This is a genomic window from Nocardia sp. MH4 (assembly GCF_019266065.1).
Classification (GTDB): Bacteria; Actinomycetota; Actinomycetes; order Mycobacteriales; family Mycobacteriaceae; genus Nocardia; species Nocardia canadensis.
The window spans coordinates 50,611-66,602 of record NZ_LPNR01000107.1; the positions used below are offsets into that span (position 1 = coordinate 50,611).

A 15,992-nucleotide genomic window follows, 5' to 3' on the forward strand; every position below is an offset into this window, starting at 1 on the left:
GCGTCCCCGGCCCCGTAGGAGCCGGGGCCGGGGCGCGGTCGGTGGTCAGCCGGTGAAGGCGTACGGCTGACGGATCTTGCGGGCGAACTCGACGATATTGGTGACCGTGCTGCCGGAGACGCCGACTTCGGCCCCGATGCTGCGCGCGGACCACGACTGATCGGTGAGCTCGAGGATCTCTTCGATCTGATCGAGCGTCAGGCGCAGCGGGCTGCGGTGCGCGATCTGGCGGGCCAGGGCGCGAACCTCGGTGTCGTCGTCGAAGTCGTACTCGTCGATGAGGTCGTCGGCGTCCTCGTCGTCGAGATCGGGCTCGACCGGTTCGGGCAACTGCTCGCTCGCGGGAGCCGCCACCATCGCCGCGACCTTCGTCGGCTGCCTCGTCGAGAGAGTGCTCGGCTCGACCCGCGAAGGCGACTCCGATTCGGGAGTAACGGCTTCCGGCGCATCGAGCTGCTGCGCATCGCGCGCCGCAGACTCCGTGGCCTGCTGCTGACCGTCGCGTGCTGCGGACTGCGCGACCTGCCGTTCGATGCTCGCTGCGGACTCCGTAGTCAGCCGCTGTTCGATGCTCGCCGCTACCGAATTCGTCAATTGGTCTGTCGCGGTCGACAGCTCATCGGCTGAAGGCTGCTGCTCGACGACGGAAGCCGAGTCGAGCTGTGTCGAGACGGTGGCGGCTGCTGTCAGGTGCGGCTCGGACCTAGGAGCCGCCGCAGGCTTGGTGGACTGCTGTTTCGGTGCGGGCTCGCGCACCGTGCGCCGCTGCGCCGGGCCGGTGTTCGGCAGTTGCTCGGACGTGGGCGAGAGGTCCGGCGTCAGGGTGAGCTGTTCCGGCACGTCGACCGGTGCCTGTGGATCGTTGTGCACCACTACCGATTCGGTGGGTGCCGCGGTGTCGCCGTTGCGGTCACGGGCGACGGAGCCGGCGTGCGCCGTCGCCTCGGGAACCGGGTCGGTACCGGTGGCCTCGCCCGCAGTGGGCTGCGCGGCGGCGGTGACCGGTATTCGCCGCAGCGTGGGCACCGCACCGTTGACGCGGGCGTGGTCGCCGTTGCGCCGGTACTCGGCGGCAGCCTTGTGGATCAGCTCGAGGGTGCCGGGCGCGGTCACCTTGTCGGCAGACGGCCGCCGGAGACCATGAGTGAGCTGACCGCGACCAGCAAGGGTCTCGACGGAACCCGAGTCGACCTGCGCGGCGGCAAGTTCCGGTGCGGCATCCCGCAACGTCGACGCTTCGGAGTCGGCGTAGTCCATCGCAGTCGTCACCGGTGCGACTACCTGCGCTACGGAAGTCTCCTGCGGTTCGAGCGCACTCGTCTGCGCGGCACCTGCGAGCATCGCGGCGCGCTCCTTGTCGGCGGCAACCCCCGACTGCCCCGTCGCCGACGTCCCCGCGACATCGTTTGCGACCGAGACGGTTCCGTGCCCGACCGCGCCGGCGTGTGCGACCGTCACGGTCTCGCGCCCGACTGCGCCACCGTGTGCGACCGTCACGGTCTCGCGCTCGAACGCGCCATTATGTGCGGCCGCGCCAGATCCGTGGGCAGCCGCGAGGGCCTCGGCCTCGACCGCGACATCGTGTGTGACCGCAACGGATTCGTTTGCGGCCGCGCTGGATTCGTGCGCGGCCGCGACCGTGTCGTGCCCGACCGTGCCATTGTTCGCGTCTGTGGGGGTTCCGTGTGCGGCCGGCACGGTCCCGCGCTCGACCGCGCCGTTGTGTGCGCCAGCGACGGTGTCGTGCCCGACCGCGCCAATGTTTGCCGCCGTGCCGGTTTCGTGCGCAGCTGCGTCCGTTGCACGCTCGACCGCGCCCGCAACGGTTTCGTGCACAACCCCGACGCTCTCGCGCCCGACCGCGCGAGGCATCGAACCATCCTGCACCGCAATACGTTCCGGCCCGCTCGCCGCACCCGAGCTGACTCCCGCCATCGACATCACTCGCTCGGCAGCGGAGTACCCGGCCTCCCCGGGCAATTCGACCGAAGCCCCTTCGATCAGCAACGCGTATCGCGCCGACACCCACGCGTGCAACCAGATCACCACACCCACCATCACCGGCGCGATGGCGTATTCGGCGGCGCGGCCGAAGGATCCGGAGGCCAGGTGGGGTCCGGCGTTGAGGGCGACGGTGGTGCCGAGCAGGGCCAGTTCGAACAGCAGGACCTTGCCGCGTTCGAGCTCGCGGCCCCAGCGGGCGGCGGTGGTGGCGGCGACCATGATGGTGATGATCGGGATCGAGATCATCGCCTCGATACCGAAGCTGAGCCAGTACAGCGGGTCGCTCATGTCCCCGCTGGGCACGAGATTGTGCTGGACGTTCACGCCCGCCCAGACCATGCCGAGGATGACGACCCCGATCAGTGCGCGCGAGGACCACTCCGCCCGCCGGTACAGCTGGGCCAGGCGCGCGTCGGCGCTGGAGACCCGGCGCCGGGCGGCCAGGGCCTTGCGGTGCCAGCGGGCGTCGGCCTCGTCGGCGCGGCGGATGAGCGCCCCGGTGCGCCGGTCGCGCTGTTCGGCGGCCAGTTCGTCGGCGACGGCGTGGCGGCGCTGTTTGCGGCGCTGGGCGCGGATCCATTCGGCCAGTTCGCGTTCGGCCCGGATCTCGGCGTCGGAGAGTGCGTCGTAGAGCGCCGTGTCGTGTTGCAGCGGGAGCTTGCCGCGCGCGGTCGCGACCTGCTGTGCGAGTGCCGTGATCTCGGTGTTCGGCGAGCTGACGGCATCCTCCATCGACCGATCGTCGGACATCTGGCGCCTTCCGGTCACTCGAACATATGGACTATCGAACATATGTGTGATTGCCAGAGAGCGTAAACGCCGTCCGCGTCGTGGTCAACGACAACCGGGCGATCGGGGTGGATCTAGGAGAGGGTGCGCTTCTCGTATTTCCCGCGTGCGGACGACCCGGCGACCGCCGCCACCTGGTCGGGTACCGCGCGGCGCAGCACGATATCGCGAAGCCGCTGCGGCAGCAGTCCGGCGAGATGGGTCAGGGGGCCGATATAGCCGGGCAGGGAGACTTCGAAGCGCGGTCGCTCGACCACGGCGAGCACCGCCCGCGCGACATCGGCGGGTTGCAGGAGTTCGGCTGCGCCCGTGGCCGTTCCGGCCGCCAATTCGGTGTCGACGACACCCGGCATGATCACCGAGATGTGCACACCCGAGCCCCGGAGTTCTTCCCGCACACCGGTCAGATAGCCGAGCACCCCGTGTTTGGTCGCGGCATAGGTGGATTCGCCGGGAGGGGATAGTCGGGACGCGGCGGAGGCGATGGTGACGATGTGTCCGCGGCGGCGCGTGCGCATCGCGGGCGCGACCAGGCGCACGCCGCGGATGACGCCGTGCAGATTCACCGCGATCATCCGGGTGGTGGCGGTGTCGGGTTCGGTGTCGAACGCGCCGACCCACATCACGCCCGCGTTGTTGACGAGCACGTCGACCGGTCCGAGCAGGGCCTCGGTGGTGGCGAGGAAATCGTGGAACGAGCGCTCGTCGGTGACGTCGAGTTCGCACCCGTGCACCGTTCCCGGCAACTCGCGCGCCGTGGTGCGGGCGGCCGTGCCGGAGAGATCGCCGATGCAGACGCGCGCGCCCGCGACAGCGAACTGTCGCGCGATCTCGCGGCCGATGCCGGCGGCGCCGCCGGTCACCGCGACGACCGAGCCGGCGTGGGTGCGTTTCATCGGCGAAGCCTTTCGATCCAGCGGAAACAGTCTTCTGACATGTCGTCTTGTCAGAAATTGTGGCCTAGTATTCCACGCAGTCGCACAGAAGGACAGACTTCGATGACAGACCAGTCCGCCGATCGCCCGGCGGGTCGGCGGTACTCGGGACGGACCTCTGCGGAGCGAGTCCAGCAGCGCCGAACCGCACTGTTGGATGCCGCGCTCGAACTCTTCGGCACCCAGGGCTACGCGGTGGGCACGGTCAAGCAGCTGTGCGGGATCGCCGGTCTCACCGAGCGCTACTTCTACGAGTCGTTTCGCGACCGCGAGTCCTGCCTGGCCACGCTCTACGACGAGACGACCGCCCAGCTCCGCGAGCGCACGGTGGCGGCACTGTCGAGTGCCGGGCCCCGCCTCGACGATGTGATCACGGCGGGGTTGGCCGCCTTCATCGGGTATCTCACCGAGGACCCGCGCCGCGCCAGGGTGGTGCTGATCGAGGTCGTCGGCGTCTCCGCGCGGATGGAGGAACGCAGGCACGGCGTGCTGCGCGACTACGCCGAACTGGTCGCCGGGCTGTGGGCCTCGGCACGGGCCCAGCCGCTCCCCGAACGCAGCAGACTGACCTGTGTCACCGTGGTCGGCGGCGTGAACCACCTGCTGGTCGACTGGCTGATGGACGGCCGCACCACCCACCCCGACGACCTCGTGACGGTCTGCGCGAATGTCTTCGCCGCCGTTCGCACCACCGACCCGGCCCTGGCCGACGAGCGTTGACTCAGCGCAGCGCGGTGTGCCAGACGACGGCGGCGGCGAGCGCGCCCGCGCCGTTGAGCGACCAGTGCAGGGCGATCGGGGCGAGCAGGCTGCCGCTGCGCCTGCGCAGCCAGGTGAACACCACGCCCGCGCCCGCGGTGGCCGCGACGGCGAGGGCGATGCCGATGATCTGGCCGACGAGGCCGCCGCCGACGATCCCGGACAGGCCCTTGTTGCCGCTGGTCAGGCCCAGCGAGGAGGCGATGTGCCAGAAGCCGAACAGCAGCGAGCCCGCCGCGAACAGTCCGCGGACGCCGAGCACCCGGTCGAGGGCGCCGTGCAGGACACCGCGGAAGGCGAGTTCCTCCGGGATCACCGTCTGCAACGGGATGACGATCATCGAGGCGATGAGCGCGCCGGAGATGGTGGCGTACCGGTCGGCGAGGAAGAACGGCCGGGTGATCGGCAGGATCGCGCCGATCGCGACGGCGGTGAGCACGATCCCGACCGCGCCGAGCGCGTAGATCGTGCCGCGACGCCAGTGCCTGGGGGACAGGCCGAGTTCGGCCCAGCCGAGCCCGCGCTTGCGCATCAGCGCCAGCAGCGCGAAGGCCGCGACCGGCACGGTGACGATATTGGCCCACGCGGTGGTGAAATGCGCGATCAGATTGGTGCAGGCCAGCACGACGACGACCACGCCGATATCGAGATAGGCGTGCAGCTTCGGCCGGGGATCGGCGACGGTGGCGGGTACGGGCACCCGACCGAGTGTACGGAAATATCACGGAATGGAAACGGTGCGATGAACGCAGGTCAGCGCGCGATTCCTGGGCGAAACCGGGACCGACCGGCGCTGCGTGTGGTCATCAAGATCGACAACCGGCCCCGGCCTGTGAGCTACTCGACAGCGGTCGCGGACCATCCGGGCAGGTCGGACCAGGCCTGGAGGGTGCGCCTGGTCTCGAACCGCCGTGGCTGTCCGCTGATCGGATCGGTGAATTCGAGCGAGGCGGCCAGCAATTGCAGCGGCCGGGTGTAGTCGTCGACGGATTTGTCGGTGACCACCGGATAGAAGTCGTCTCCGAGAATCGGCACGCCGAGGCTGTTCATATGCAACCGCAGCTGATGAGTCCGCCCGGTGTGTGGCCGCAGCCGGTAGCGGCCGAGCCCGTCGCGGTGCTCGACCAGTTCCACCTCGGTCTCGGCATTGGGCTCGCCGGGCACCTCCTGCGCGGCGAGCACCTGCTTCTCCTTGATGATCCGGCTGCGCACGGTCCTGGGCAGTTCCAGTGCCGGATCGTAGGGCGCGATGGCCTCGTATTCCTTGCGCACGGTGCGGCGGTGGAACATCGTCTGATAGGCGCCGCGCGCCGCCGGGTTCACCACGAACAGGATCAGACCCGCGGTGACCCGGTCGAGCCGGTGCGCCGGAATCAGATCGGGCAGGTCCAGGTCGCGGCGCAGGCGGACCAGGGCGGTCTGGAGGATGTGCTGGCCACGCGGGATGGTCGCCAGGAAGTGCGGTTTGTCGACGACCAGGATGTCGTCGTCGCGGTGGACGATCCCGATCTCGAACGGCACCTCGGTCTCGACCGGCAGATCGCGGTGGAACCACACCGCCCCGCCCGGCACGAACGGCGCGTCCGGCGGCAGCGGCCCCGTCAGGTCGACGATCTCGCCGGCCCGCAGCATCTCGTCGATTCGCGCCGGATCGACGCGCGGCAGCCGCTCGACCAGGTGGTCGCGCACGGTCGCCCACTGCCCGTCCTCCGGGAGCCGGAGCCGGGCGGGATCGAGGCCGTGCCGCTTGGGCAGCGGCGGCTGCTGCCTGCGTCGCATACCGCCAGTCTCGTCGGCCCTCAGGCGTGGCGGCGCGCCAGCCCCGGATAGTCGACGATCAGACCGGCCTCGTCGTAGTCCAGCGTCGCCCGGTAGTCGACGCTCGGCGCCTGGTAGTCGTAGCGCTGACCTGCGCCGTCGGTGATCCGCCGATAGTGCTGGGGGAGCCGGCCGACCGCGAGGTCGGCGGCGTGCACGTACACCGCGGGCGCGTCGGCCGCGTCCCCGACCGCGAGCCCGAGCCGGTGCACCGGCAGCGCGTTCGTGCACGCCGACGCCTCGAGGTCGACGTCGAGACAGCCGTCGAGTTCGGGCGCGGGCGCTCCGTCGACCTGCCAGCGCCCGAGCCCGTCGGAACGGAGCGTGAGCGAGCGCCGGGTGTCGGGGTAGCGGCCGGTGATCTGCGCCGACCGGGTGTGCCAGCTGCCGTCGACCCGCAGGCGATAGTCGATCGCCCAGGCGAGACCGTCCTCGACCGCGGTCGCGCATCCTTCGATGAGAACGCCGCGTTCGCCGTCGCGGAAATAGGTCACTTCGAACCCGGTGCGCGCCTGGTGATGCACCCAGGCGGCCACGGATGGCAGAGGAGTGAACACCAGAAATGATTTCCCGGAATTCTGCCGGCCAATCGTCAACCGGCGCGCTGGTCGAGGACCATCAATTTCGCTTCGACGAGGGTGTGCCGGGCGCGCCTGCGCACCCGGCACAGATCGACGCTGCATTCGAGATGAATCTGCATGGCTCGATGCGCTTGGTCGGGCGTCAGAAGACCGGGATCGATATGGCAGTCCGCAATCGCCGAAATTATTGACGTGACAAACATTTTCGCTCTCCCGCCGTGCGAAAGGATTCGGAGGTAGAGAGGAAATTACGCCCGGAATGTCGAATTGCCGAGGGGGTTGACCGCCAGTTCACACAACCTTCCCCGGTCGGCCACAACCACTCAACTTAGGCTAACCTACCCTTGGCACACTGCTGTGGACAGGTCGAGAGGGCGAGAAGTTATGACGGTGCAGGTAGCGCCGCCGCCGGGGGTGGAGTCGGGGAACCGGCTGCCCAAGGCGGCCGCGAAAGCGCAGAAGCAACAGCAAGCGCGGGCGCGCAAGGAGATCCTGGCGCCGGTATCGGGAATGCTGACGTCGGCGAGCCTGCTCGTCGCGGTCGCCTCGGTCTGCACCGTCGTGCCGTTCCTGCTGATCGTGCAGGCCTGCCGGGAACTGCTCGAGACCCCGGTCGACACCGATCGGGTGTGGTGGCTGTTCGGCGCGGCCGTGGTCGTCCTGATCGTGCGCGCGCTGCTGCAAGCCGTCGCGCTGACCTGGTCGCACGCGGTCGACGCCGGGTACCAGCTCACCCTGCGCCGGGCTCTGGCCGACAAGCTCACCCGGGTGCCGCTCGGTTGGTTCGGCGAACGCAGCTCCGGCGAGGTCAAGACCTATCTGCGCGACGACGTGGAGGCCCTGCACTACCTCGTGGCGCACGCCCGGCTGGAGTTCGTCGGCGCGCTGGTGGTTCCGCTGGTCACCCTCGGCTACCTGTTCACCGTCGACTGGCGGCTCACCCTGGTCCTGCTGATTCCGCTGATCGCCTACTTCTTCCTGTTCGGCAAGATCATGGACCGCGACGGCCGCGACCGTCTCGCGGTCTACACCCGCTGGGAGCGCCGCACCACCGAGGCCACCATCGAATTCGTCGACGGCATCCAGGTGGTGCGGGCGTTCGGCCAGGCGGGCAAGGCGCACACCGAGTTCCAGCACGCGGTCGACGGTCAGGTGCAGGCGGCGCACCGGATGAAGATGCCGATCCTGCGCGTGCAGTCGGCCTCCGACATCGTGGTCATGCCGGTCTTCGTCATGCTGATCGTGGTCGTCGGCGGGCTGGCCTTCGTCGGCCTCGACTGGGTGAATCCGCTCGACCTGCTGCCGTTCCTGCTGGTCGGCTTGGGTATCGGCAGTTCGCTGCTCGGTCTCGGCTACGGCTCGCAGGCGCTGCGGGCCGGTGGCGCCGCGGCGCTGCGCCTGCACGAACTGCAGCAGACCCCCGAGCTCGACATCGTCGCGGCGACCACCGCGCCCGGCACGGGCCAGGACGGCGTCGTCCGCTTCGAAGGGGTCGAATTCGCCTACCGCACCGGCCATGACGTGCTGCGCGGCCTCGACCTCGAACTGACCCCGGGCACCATCACCGCGCTGGTCGGCCCGAGCGGCTCCGGCAAATCGACGCTGGCCAAACTCCTGCCCCGCTTCTACGACGTCGGCGCGGGCCGGATCACCATCGACGGCCGTGATATTCGCGAGTTCACCAGCGAAGAGCTGTACCGCACCGTCGGATTCGTGTTCCAGGACGTGCGCCTGATCCGCGGCTCGATCCGCGAGAACCTGCTGATCGCGCGTCCCGACGCCGACGACGCGGCGATCGAGCGGGCGAGCCGGGCCGCGCAGATCCACGACCGGATCACGGCGCTGCCGCGCGGCTACGACTCCGAGATCGGCGTCGACGCGACCCTGTCCGGCGGTGAGGCCCAGCGCCTCTCGATCGCCCGCGCGCTGCTGGCCGACACCCCGGTACTGGTCCTCGACGAGGCCACCGCCTTCGCCGATCCCGAATCCGAGGCCGCGGTGCAGGACGCGCTGGCCGCGCTCGTGGCCGGCCGCACTGTGCTGGTGATCGCGCACCGCCTGCACACCATCACCGGCGTCGACCGAATCCTGGTGCTGGAGAACGGAACCCTCGTCGAGCAGGGCACCCATGCCGAGCTGCGCGCCGCGGGCGGGCTGTATCAGCGGCTGTGGGAGATCAACGAGGCCGCGCTCGGCACGCTCGCCCTGGTGGAGGAAACACGATGATTCGCAAGGTTTTCCGCCTCGTCCCCGACGAGTTCGCCCCGCTGATCCCGCGCCTGCTCGCCGCCATCGTGCTCCAGGCGCTGTGCCAGGCCATCGCGTATCTGCTGCTGGTCCCGGTGCTGGAAACGCTCTTCGGTGACGATCTGGGCGGCGCCTGGCTGTGGGCGCTCGGCATGGCCGTGGCCGTGGCCGGCGTGGTCGTCTTCGGTTACCTACAGGCTGTACTCGGCCTGCGGATCGGCCTCGGCATGCAGCGTGGCCTGCAGACCCGGCTCGGCGATCAGCTCAACGCGCTGCCGCTGGGCTGGTTCGCCGACCGCGACGCCGGCCCGCTCTCGCGGGTGATGGTCGAGCAGGTCCGCGAGATGCAGGGCCTGATCGCCTACCTGCTCGCCAAGGTGCTCACCGGCATCATCGTGCCGCTGGTGGTCGCGCTCGGCATGCTGTTCATCGATTGGCGGATCGGGCTGGCCATGCTGCTCGCCGCGCCCGTGCTGTACCTGGTCAACAACCTGGCCAACCGCGCCTACACCGGCGCCGATGCCCGCCTGCACACCGCCGCGGCCGAAGCCGATTCCCGGGTGGTGGAATTCGCCCAGGCCCAGCCGGTGCTGCGCGCGTTCGGCGCGGTCGGCGCGGGCAACAAGGCGCTCGACGCCGCGCTGGTCGGTCAGCGCTCGGCGGTGCGCAAGATGATGGTCGCGACCGTGCCCGGGCTGATCGTCTTCGCGCTGTTCGTGCAGGCGGTGTTCCTGGTGCTGGCCTACCTCGCGGTGGTGCGGGTGACCGACGGCGCGATCTCGGCGGCCGCGGCGATCGCGCTGATCGCGGTGAGCTCGCGCTTCATCGAGCCGGTGAACCAGGCCGCCCAGCTGGGCGCGGCCCTGCGGTCGGCCGCCGCGGCCGCCGACCGGATCACCGAGCTGCTGGCCGAGCCGACGTTGCCCGCGCCCAGCGAGCCGGTGACGCCGGGTGCGCCCGCCGTGGTGTTCGACGAGGTGAGCTTCGGCTACCGGCCCGGTGAGCCCGTCCTGTCGGAGCTGAGCTTCACCGTGCCCGCCGGGACCACCACGGCCATCGTCGGCCCCAGCGGCGCGGGCAAGACCACGCTGCTGCGGCTGGCCGCCCGCTTCTACGACGTGAGCTCCGGCGCGGTCTCGGTCGGCGAACACGATGTGCGCGAACAGCCGTCGGAGACGCTGCTCGATCAGCTGTCGCTGGTCTTCCAGAACGTCTACCTGTTCAACCGCTCGGTGGCCGACAACATCCGCATCGGCAAGCCTGCGGCCACCGACGCCGAACTCGAGCGCGCTGCCGTCGCGGCCAGGGTCGACGAGATCGTCGAGCGGCTGCCCGACGGTTTCGACACCCTGGTCGGCGAGGGCGGCGCGTCGCTGTCCGGTGGTGAACGCCAGCGCGTGTCGATCGCCAGGGCCCTGCTCAAGGATGCCCCGATCGTCCTGCTCGACGAGGCGACCAGTGCGCTCGACCCGCACAGCGAGGCGGTGGTGGTCCGTGGCATCCACGAACTGACCAGGGACAAGACCGTTCTCGTCGTGGCCCACCGGCTCTCGACGATCGCGCACGCCGACCAGATCCTGTTCCTCGACGGCGGCCGCATCGCCGAACGCGGCACCCACCAGGAACTGCTCGCGCTCGACGGCCGCTACGCCGCGTTCTGGAACGAGCGGGAACGCGCCACCGGCTGGCGGCTCGAGCCAGTCTCGGTCTGACCCGCCACGACGAGGGCCGTCTCGCTCGACGAGACGGCCCTCGTGTGTGTCAGAAGCCTCGCAGATGGTCCGGGGTGATGTGGATCGGGACCGAGTAGGTGTCGAAGAACTCGGCTTCGGTCATCTTGATGTCGACGAAGCCCTGGGTGTACTTGCGGCTGTAGTCGGCGATCGTGGCGTCCGACACCGCCTCGCCGACGCGTGCCGTCCCGGTGAACACGACCACCTCGCCGCCGGAGGCGGAGCTGTTGAAATTCAGCGCCACCCGCGGATTGCGGGCGAGATGATGCAGCCGCTTGGCCTCGGGCATGGTGTAGATCAGGAACGTCTCGTCCTGCCACAGGAACCACACCGGGTTCGGCTGCGGGGTGCCGTCGGCGCCGATGGTGGTCAGCCAGAGGACGTGCTCGTCGGCCAGGCGCTGGGCGACCGTGGCGCCGAAGGGTGTGCTGTCGTCGAGAACGGACACGGCGTACTCCTCGCGGGTGTGGGTTCCGTACTGCGTTCCGCTGTCCACCTTCGCCGAAATCGCCCGCCCCCGCCACCACGTCTGGTCAGCGCGGCACCGGACCGCCCGTGACCCCGGCATGACCGGCGGCGGCGCCGACCTCGGCGTGTCGGCCCAGCAGGAACGGGGTGAGGATGTCGTTGGCGGTGCGCTGGGTGTCGGCCGGGGTACGTGATCCGCCGACGATCCTGGTCGCCATGAAACGCACCGGGGCGGCCAGGAATTGGGGCACGTCGGTGAAGCTGTAGTGGTCGGCGTCGCCGAATTCGTAGCGGAAGCCGGGGGCGCGAAGCCGTTCCAGCACCGCGCGATTGCCGTCGAGATAGCGCTGGGAATGCCCGGTCACGGCGTGGTCGCTCTCCAGCAGCAGCACCGGGCGATCGAGGGCGCGCTCGGGCAGATCGCCGTAGAGGGTGCCGTCGAGATTGGCCGCGGCGGTGAGCCGTGAGTCGGCGGCCATGGCCGACAGCGCGGCGGCACCGCCGAGGGAATGTCCGATGGCGGTGAGGTTTCCGAGGTCGACATGGCCTTGCAGCGGGCCGAGGACCTCGGGCCGGGCGAGCTGGTCGAGCACGAATCGCAGGTCGGCCGTGCGGGTTTCGAGACGCTCGGTCATGTAGCGGAGGGCATCGGGGTCGTCGGCGGCGATGTTCTCGACCGTAGTGGCCACCGTGCCGTCGGCGAGTTCGGTCACCGCCGACTCGTAGGGATGATCGATCGCCAGCACGAGGAAGCCGCGACTGGACAGGTCGGCGACCAGTCCGGAGTAGAAGGCGCGCGGCGCGCCGTAGCCGGGGGAGAACAGCACCACCGGCCAGCGGTCCCGGTCCGGCGACACGGCGACGTCGGCGGTCGCGTGGGTGTCGATCCGGGTGTCCGCCAGCAGGAATCCCGGAATACCCGACACCTTCGACGGCAACCGGTCCTGCCCGTCGAGATACACCCACTGGCGACCGGACGAGACCTCGGTCGGATACCACGCCTGGACGACCACATTGCGCCGGTCTTCCTCGGCGGCGGTCGCCGGCTCGGGCCGCCGCTCGTCGACCCAGCGGAAGATCTCCGACCCGACGGCGTACGGTCCGGTGGGTTCGGGCAGTTCCGGCGCGGGCGGCACCGCCCACGGCAGGATCGCGAGCACGGCCAGCGCGCCGATTCCCGCGCGGAACCACGCCCGCCGCCGCGCTCCGGCGACATCGGTCAGCACGAACGCGAGCATCAGCGCGATCAGCAGGTAGAGCGGCCACCAGTGCCAGTAGCCCGCGAGCACCCACAGCAGCAGCGCGCCCAGGATCAGCACCGGCAGCGCGAACGGCGCCGCGCGCCTGCCGAGCCGTGGCGACGCGACCAGCGTGATCGCGAGCGCCACGGTGGCGACCAGCAAGACAGCATCGATGACGGACACGGCGCTCGTTTCGATCCGGACGGCTCGGGCGTTCCCGACTTGTCCGATCAGCTTGCCGCAGCGCCTACTCCGGCCGCATCAGCACCGAGACCGACCGCTGGTCGTCCTCGGGGGCTACTTCCAGTACGCCTGCGACTTGATCGCGGTCTTGGGCAGCGCGTGCTGGCCCTTGAGGGTCTTCACGATCGAGCGGGTGGTCTGTCCACAGCAGGCCACCCACGCGAACGCGTCCGCGGCGCAGCTGATCTCCAGCGCGGCTTCGCGCATGAGGCGGCCGTCGTCGACCCGCTGCAGCCAGGTGAGCTGGTGATGCGGCTTGTTGCGCACCGGGATGGTCTGGTCGGACTCGTACTGCCACTCCAGCCAGACCCGCGCCGGGGTGTCGCCGATCGCGTCGAGCAGTGAGTTGATGGCGGGCAGCGAGGCGGTGTCGCCGAAGATGACGTACTCGCTCGGGGTCTGCTCCGGCAGCTGGAAGTCCGAGCCGAGGACGGTCGCGTCGAGCGGGTCGCCCGGCTCGGCGCGCCGGGCCCAGTCGGCGGCGGGGCCGTTGTGCAGCGCGAAGTCGATGTAGGCGGTGTCGGTTTCCGGGTTCGGGTCGACGAGGGTGTAGCCGCGGTGGTGCAGCTTGTCGCTCTCGGCATCCGGAATCCACAGGCGGATCCACTGGGTCGGGTGTACCGGGTGGTCGGCGAGCAACCCGCCGAGGTCGACGCCGATCCGCACGAACTTGTCGGTGATCTGCTCGGTGGATGTCACCGTCAGCTTGTAGTCGGCGCCGCCCCAGGCCTTGGTGATCAGGCCGTTCAATCCCTTACCCATGCCGTTAGGTTAGCCTAAGGTCACTAATTTGTCTGCACGGGTAGGGCTGTACTAGCCAGATAAGGTAAGCCTATGCAAATATGGGGATCGTGTCCGGGCAATCGCCCTGTGGACGATCCCGGCGCGGATATGCGTGAGAGAGTGGAGAACGAACCGGTGGAGACCCTCCTGGTAGTCGGCGCGGGGCCGAAAGCCCTTGCGGTGGCGGCGAAATCGCACGTCCTGCGCACCCTCGGCCTGCCCGCCCCGCGCGTGGTCGTCGTCGAATCGCACGCGGTCGGCGGCAACTGGCTGCCCAGCGGCGGCTGGACCGACGGTCAGCACCGGCTCGGCACCAGCCCCGAGAAGGACATCGGTTTCCCCTACCACTCCACCTGGGCGCGCGGCCGCAATCGCGACATCGACCAGGCGATGGCCGCGTTCAGCTGGACCTCGTTCCTGATCGAGCACGGCACCTACGCCGAATGGATCGACCGCGGCAGGCCGAGCCCGCAGCACCACGTCTGGGCCAAGTACCTGCAGTGGGTCGCCAAGTCCATCGACCTCGAGCTCGTGCTCGGCCGGGTCGAGCAGATCCGCCACGGCGGCAACGGCATCGGCGACCAGTGGCAGGTCGGCGTCGTCGACGCCGACGGCCATCGCACCGAACTCGCCGCCGACGGCCTGATGATCACCGGCCCCGGCCGCAGCAGTCGCGCGCTGGCCGACCACCCGCGCGTGCTCAGCATCGCCGAGTTCTGGGACCTCGCGGGTAAGCGCGGCCTGCCCGCCGCCTCCCGCGCCGCGGTGATCGGCGGTGGCGAGACCGCGGGCTCGGCCCTGGACGAGCTGGTCCGGCACGAGATGCTCACCATCTCGGTGATCTCGCCGATGGCCACCCTCTACACCCGTGGTGAGAGCTTCTTCGAGAACTCGCTGTTCAGCGATCCGGTGAAGTGGAACGCGCTGAGCATCCAGGAACGCCGCGACGTCATCCGGCGCACCGACCGCGGCGTGTTCTCGGTGCGGGTGCAGGAGAGCCTGCTCGGCGACAGCCGCGTGCACCACCTGCAGGGCCGGGTCACCAAGATCGTGCCGCAGGGCGAGGTGCTGGCCCTCACCCTCACCAACGAGCTGCGGGCCGATCAGGTGCACAACTTCGACCTGGTCGTCGACGCCACCGGCGGTCAGCCGCTGTGGTTCCTGGACATGTTCGACCAGCAGACCGCCGACCTGCTCGAGCTCGCCGTCGGCGGCCCGCTGACCCAGCAGCGGATCGAGTCCTCGATCGGCTACGACCTGGCCGTCACCGGCCTGGCGGGCAAGCTGTACCTGCCGAACATGGCCGCCATGGCACAGGGCCCCGGCTTCCCCAATCTCAGCTGCCTGGGCGAACTCTCGGACCGCGTGCTGCGCACCGAACCCGCCCGGGCCCGTGCCGGCGCGGTCCACCTCGCGGCGTGCTGAGTTGTTGGAGCGCTGGCGCGCTCGAGGTCGGCGGCCCCTTGGGTCCCGCCGGTCAGGCGCCGTGGCTTGCTCCTTCGTCGCGTGCGCCACGGCGCCTGACCGGCGGGACGGCCGCCGACGGCCGACTGCGTCGGCCTGCCCTCCCTAGGGGTCGGGCGTGGGTGGCTGGGTTTGTTGGAGCGCTGGTGTGCCGCTGTCCCTGTCCCTGTCCCTGTCGAGGGCGGGCGTGGGGGTCCGGTCAGGAGGCGGGGACCGGGAGGTCGGTCGGGGTGCGCGGGGTCGCGTAGAGCGCGATGCGGCGGGTGGGGCGGACGTCGAATTCGCCGACGCGGTGCCAGCCGATCTTGTCGAAGCTGCGGCAGATGGCCTGGTTGCGGTGATCCGGGTCGCCGAGCATGCGTCGGCAGTCGGGGTTGGCGGCGAAGACGGCGGCGGCCATGGTCGAGATCCAGGCGGACATGATGCCCTTGCCGATCACCCGGGTGTCGGCGGTGGCGATATGGAAGCCGATATCGCCGGGCTGCGCGTCGTAGAGCCGGCCGATCTCGTCCTTGGCCGCGCGGTAGAACTCGAGGTAGGCGATGTCGCGCACGCCGAGCTCCGGCTCGCCGAGCACGGCGAAGTCGAGGCTGAGAACGCAGGGGCGCGAGTAGGTTCCGGCCAGCTGGGCCCGGAAATCCTCGCGGCGGCGGTCGGCGTCCCAGTCCTGCTCCCACGATTCGAGCAGGTGCGGTCGGGCCATCCACTCGGCCAGCAGCTCGGGATCGGTGCCGTCCGGGTCGGCTACGCGCAGGGCGAAGGGCGCGGCGAAGACCGGCAGTGTCGGCGCCGGTGCGGCGGCCACCTCGGCGGGCAGGTCGGCCTGCTCGCGGGGCAGCACGTAGGGGGTCCCGGCGGGGTTCATCTGCTGGGTGCTCCGTTCGATCGTTACCTTGGTCACCTCGGTTGGTAAGGCTAGCCTATACT

General features: G+C 69.9%; 14 protein-coding genes. 5 read left to right on the forward strand and 9 right to left on the reverse strand.

Features of this window, described 5'->3' with window-relative positions; genetic code table 11:
- Nucleotides 1–45: 45 nt before the first annotated feature.
- Nucleotides 46–2,754 carry a helix-turn-helix domain-containing protein gene (locus ATM97_RS19135; protein WP_218719398.1) on the reverse strand — a complete coding sequence of 903 codons (2,709 nt, stop codon included), beginning with the start codon at nt 2,752–2,754 and terminating at the stop codon, nt 46–48.
- A 113-nt stretch (nt 2,755–2,867) separates the two neighbouring features.
- On the reverse strand, nt 2,868–3,689 hold the full coding sequence (locus ATM97_RS19140) for an SDR family oxidoreductase (protein ID WP_218719399.1): 822 nt from the start codon (nt 3,687–3,689) through the stop codon (nt 2,868–2,870).
- Between the two features lie 102 nt (nt 3,690–3,791).
- Between ATM97_RS19140 and ATM97_RS19145 the strand changes: the two genes are divergently transcribed.
- On the forward strand, nt 3,792–4,448 hold the full coding sequence (locus tag ATM97_RS19145) for a TetR/AcrR family transcriptional regulator (protein ID WP_218719400.1): 657 nt from the start codon (nt 3,792–3,794) through the stop codon (nt 4,446–4,448).
- A 1-nt stretch (nt 4,449) separates the two neighbouring features.
- Here the strand turns inward: ATM97_RS19145 and ATM97_RS19150 are convergent, their stop codons facing one another.
- The 3 genes from ATM97_RS19150 to ATM97_RS19160 form a co-directional block, all read right to left on the reverse strand.
- Entirely contained in the window at nt 4,450–5,187 is a 738-nt protein-coding gene (locus ATM97_RS19150) for a CPBP family intramembrane glutamic endopeptidase (RefSeq protein ID WP_218719401.1), read from the reverse strand.
- A 137-nt stretch (nt 5,188–5,324) separates the two neighbouring features.
- Nucleotides 5,325–6,266, reverse strand: coding sequence for an RluA family pseudouridine synthase (locus ATM97_RS19155; RefSeq protein WP_218719402.1), 942 nt, complete (start codon nt 6,264–6,266; stop codon nt 5,325–5,327).
- 20 nt (nt 6,267–6,286) lie between these two features.
- Nucleotides 6,287–6,841: a putative glycolipid-binding domain-containing protein gene (locus ATM97_RS19160; protein ID WP_308248549.1), complete on the reverse strand. Its 555-nt coding sequence runs from the start codon at nt 6,839–6,841 to the stop codon at nt 6,287–6,289.
- A gap of 26 nt (nt 6,842–6,867) precedes the next feature.
- Between ATM97_RS19160 and ATM97_RS19165 the strand changes: the two genes are divergently transcribed.
- The 3 genes from ATM97_RS19165 to ATM97_RS19175 all read left to right on the forward strand — a co-directional run bounded on the left by ATM97_RS19165 (nt 6,868) and on the right by ATM97_RS19175 (nt 10,845).
- Nucleotides 6,868–7,077 (forward strand): hypothetical protein, encoded by a 210-nt coding sequence (locus ATM97_RS19165; protein WP_218719453.1) that lies wholly within the window; start codon nt 6,868–6,870, stop codon nt 7,075–7,077.
- 193 nt (nt 7,078–7,270) lie between these two features.
- Entirely contained in the window at nt 7,271–9,112 is a 1,842-nt protein-coding gene (locus ATM97_RS19170) for an ABC transporter ATP-binding protein (protein WP_218719403.1), read from the forward strand.
- Nucleotides 9,109–10,845: an ABC transporter ATP-binding protein gene (locus tag ATM97_RS19175; protein WP_218719404.1), complete on the forward strand. Its 1,737-nt coding sequence runs from the start codon at nt 9,109–9,111 to the stop codon at nt 10,843–10,845. The genes ATM97_RS19170 and ATM97_RS19175 overlap by 4 nt, the downstream gene beginning before the upstream one ends.
- Nucleotides 10,846–10,894: 49 nt before the next feature.
- Here ATM97_RS19175 and ATM97_RS19180 read toward each other — a convergent pair whose 3' ends face one another.
- The 3 genes from ATM97_RS19180 to ATM97_RS19190 form a co-directional block, all read right to left on the reverse strand.
- Nucleotides 10,895–11,314, reverse strand: a complete 420-nt coding sequence (locus ATM97_RS19180) for a TIGR03667 family PPOX class F420-dependent oxidoreductase (protein ID WP_308248550.1) — start codon at nt 11,312–11,314, stop codon at nt 10,895–10,897.
- 85 nt (nt 11,315–11,399) lie between these two features.
- On the reverse strand, nt 11,400–12,758 hold the full coding sequence (locus tag ATM97_RS19185) for a hypothetical protein (protein ID WP_218719406.1): 1,359 nt from the start codon (nt 12,756–12,758) through the stop codon (nt 11,400–11,402).
- 114 nt (nt 12,759–12,872) lie between these two features.
- Entirely contained in the window at nt 12,873–13,580 is a 708-nt protein-coding gene (locus tag ATM97_RS19190) for a siderophore-interacting protein (RefSeq protein ID WP_218719407.1), read from the reverse strand.
- 156 nt (nt 13,581–13,736) lie between these two features.
- Between ATM97_RS19190 and ATM97_RS19195 the strand changes: the two genes are divergently transcribed.
- Nucleotides 13,737–15,026: a SidA/IucD/PvdA family monooxygenase gene (locus ATM97_RS19195; protein WP_308248552.1), complete on the forward strand. Its 1,290-nt coding sequence runs from the start codon at nt 13,737–13,739 to the stop codon at nt 15,024–15,026.
- A 238-nt stretch (nt 15,027–15,264) separates the two neighbouring features.
- On the opposite strand, the gene ATM97_RS19200 is transcribed toward ATM97_RS19195, so the two are convergent.
- Nucleotides 15,265–15,930: a GNAT family N-acetyltransferase gene (locus ATM97_RS19200; RefSeq protein WP_218719448.1), complete on the reverse strand. Its 666-nt coding sequence runs from the start codon at nt 15,928–15,930 to the stop codon at nt 15,265–15,267.
- Between the last annotated feature and the right edge of the window lie 62 nt (nt 15,931–15,992).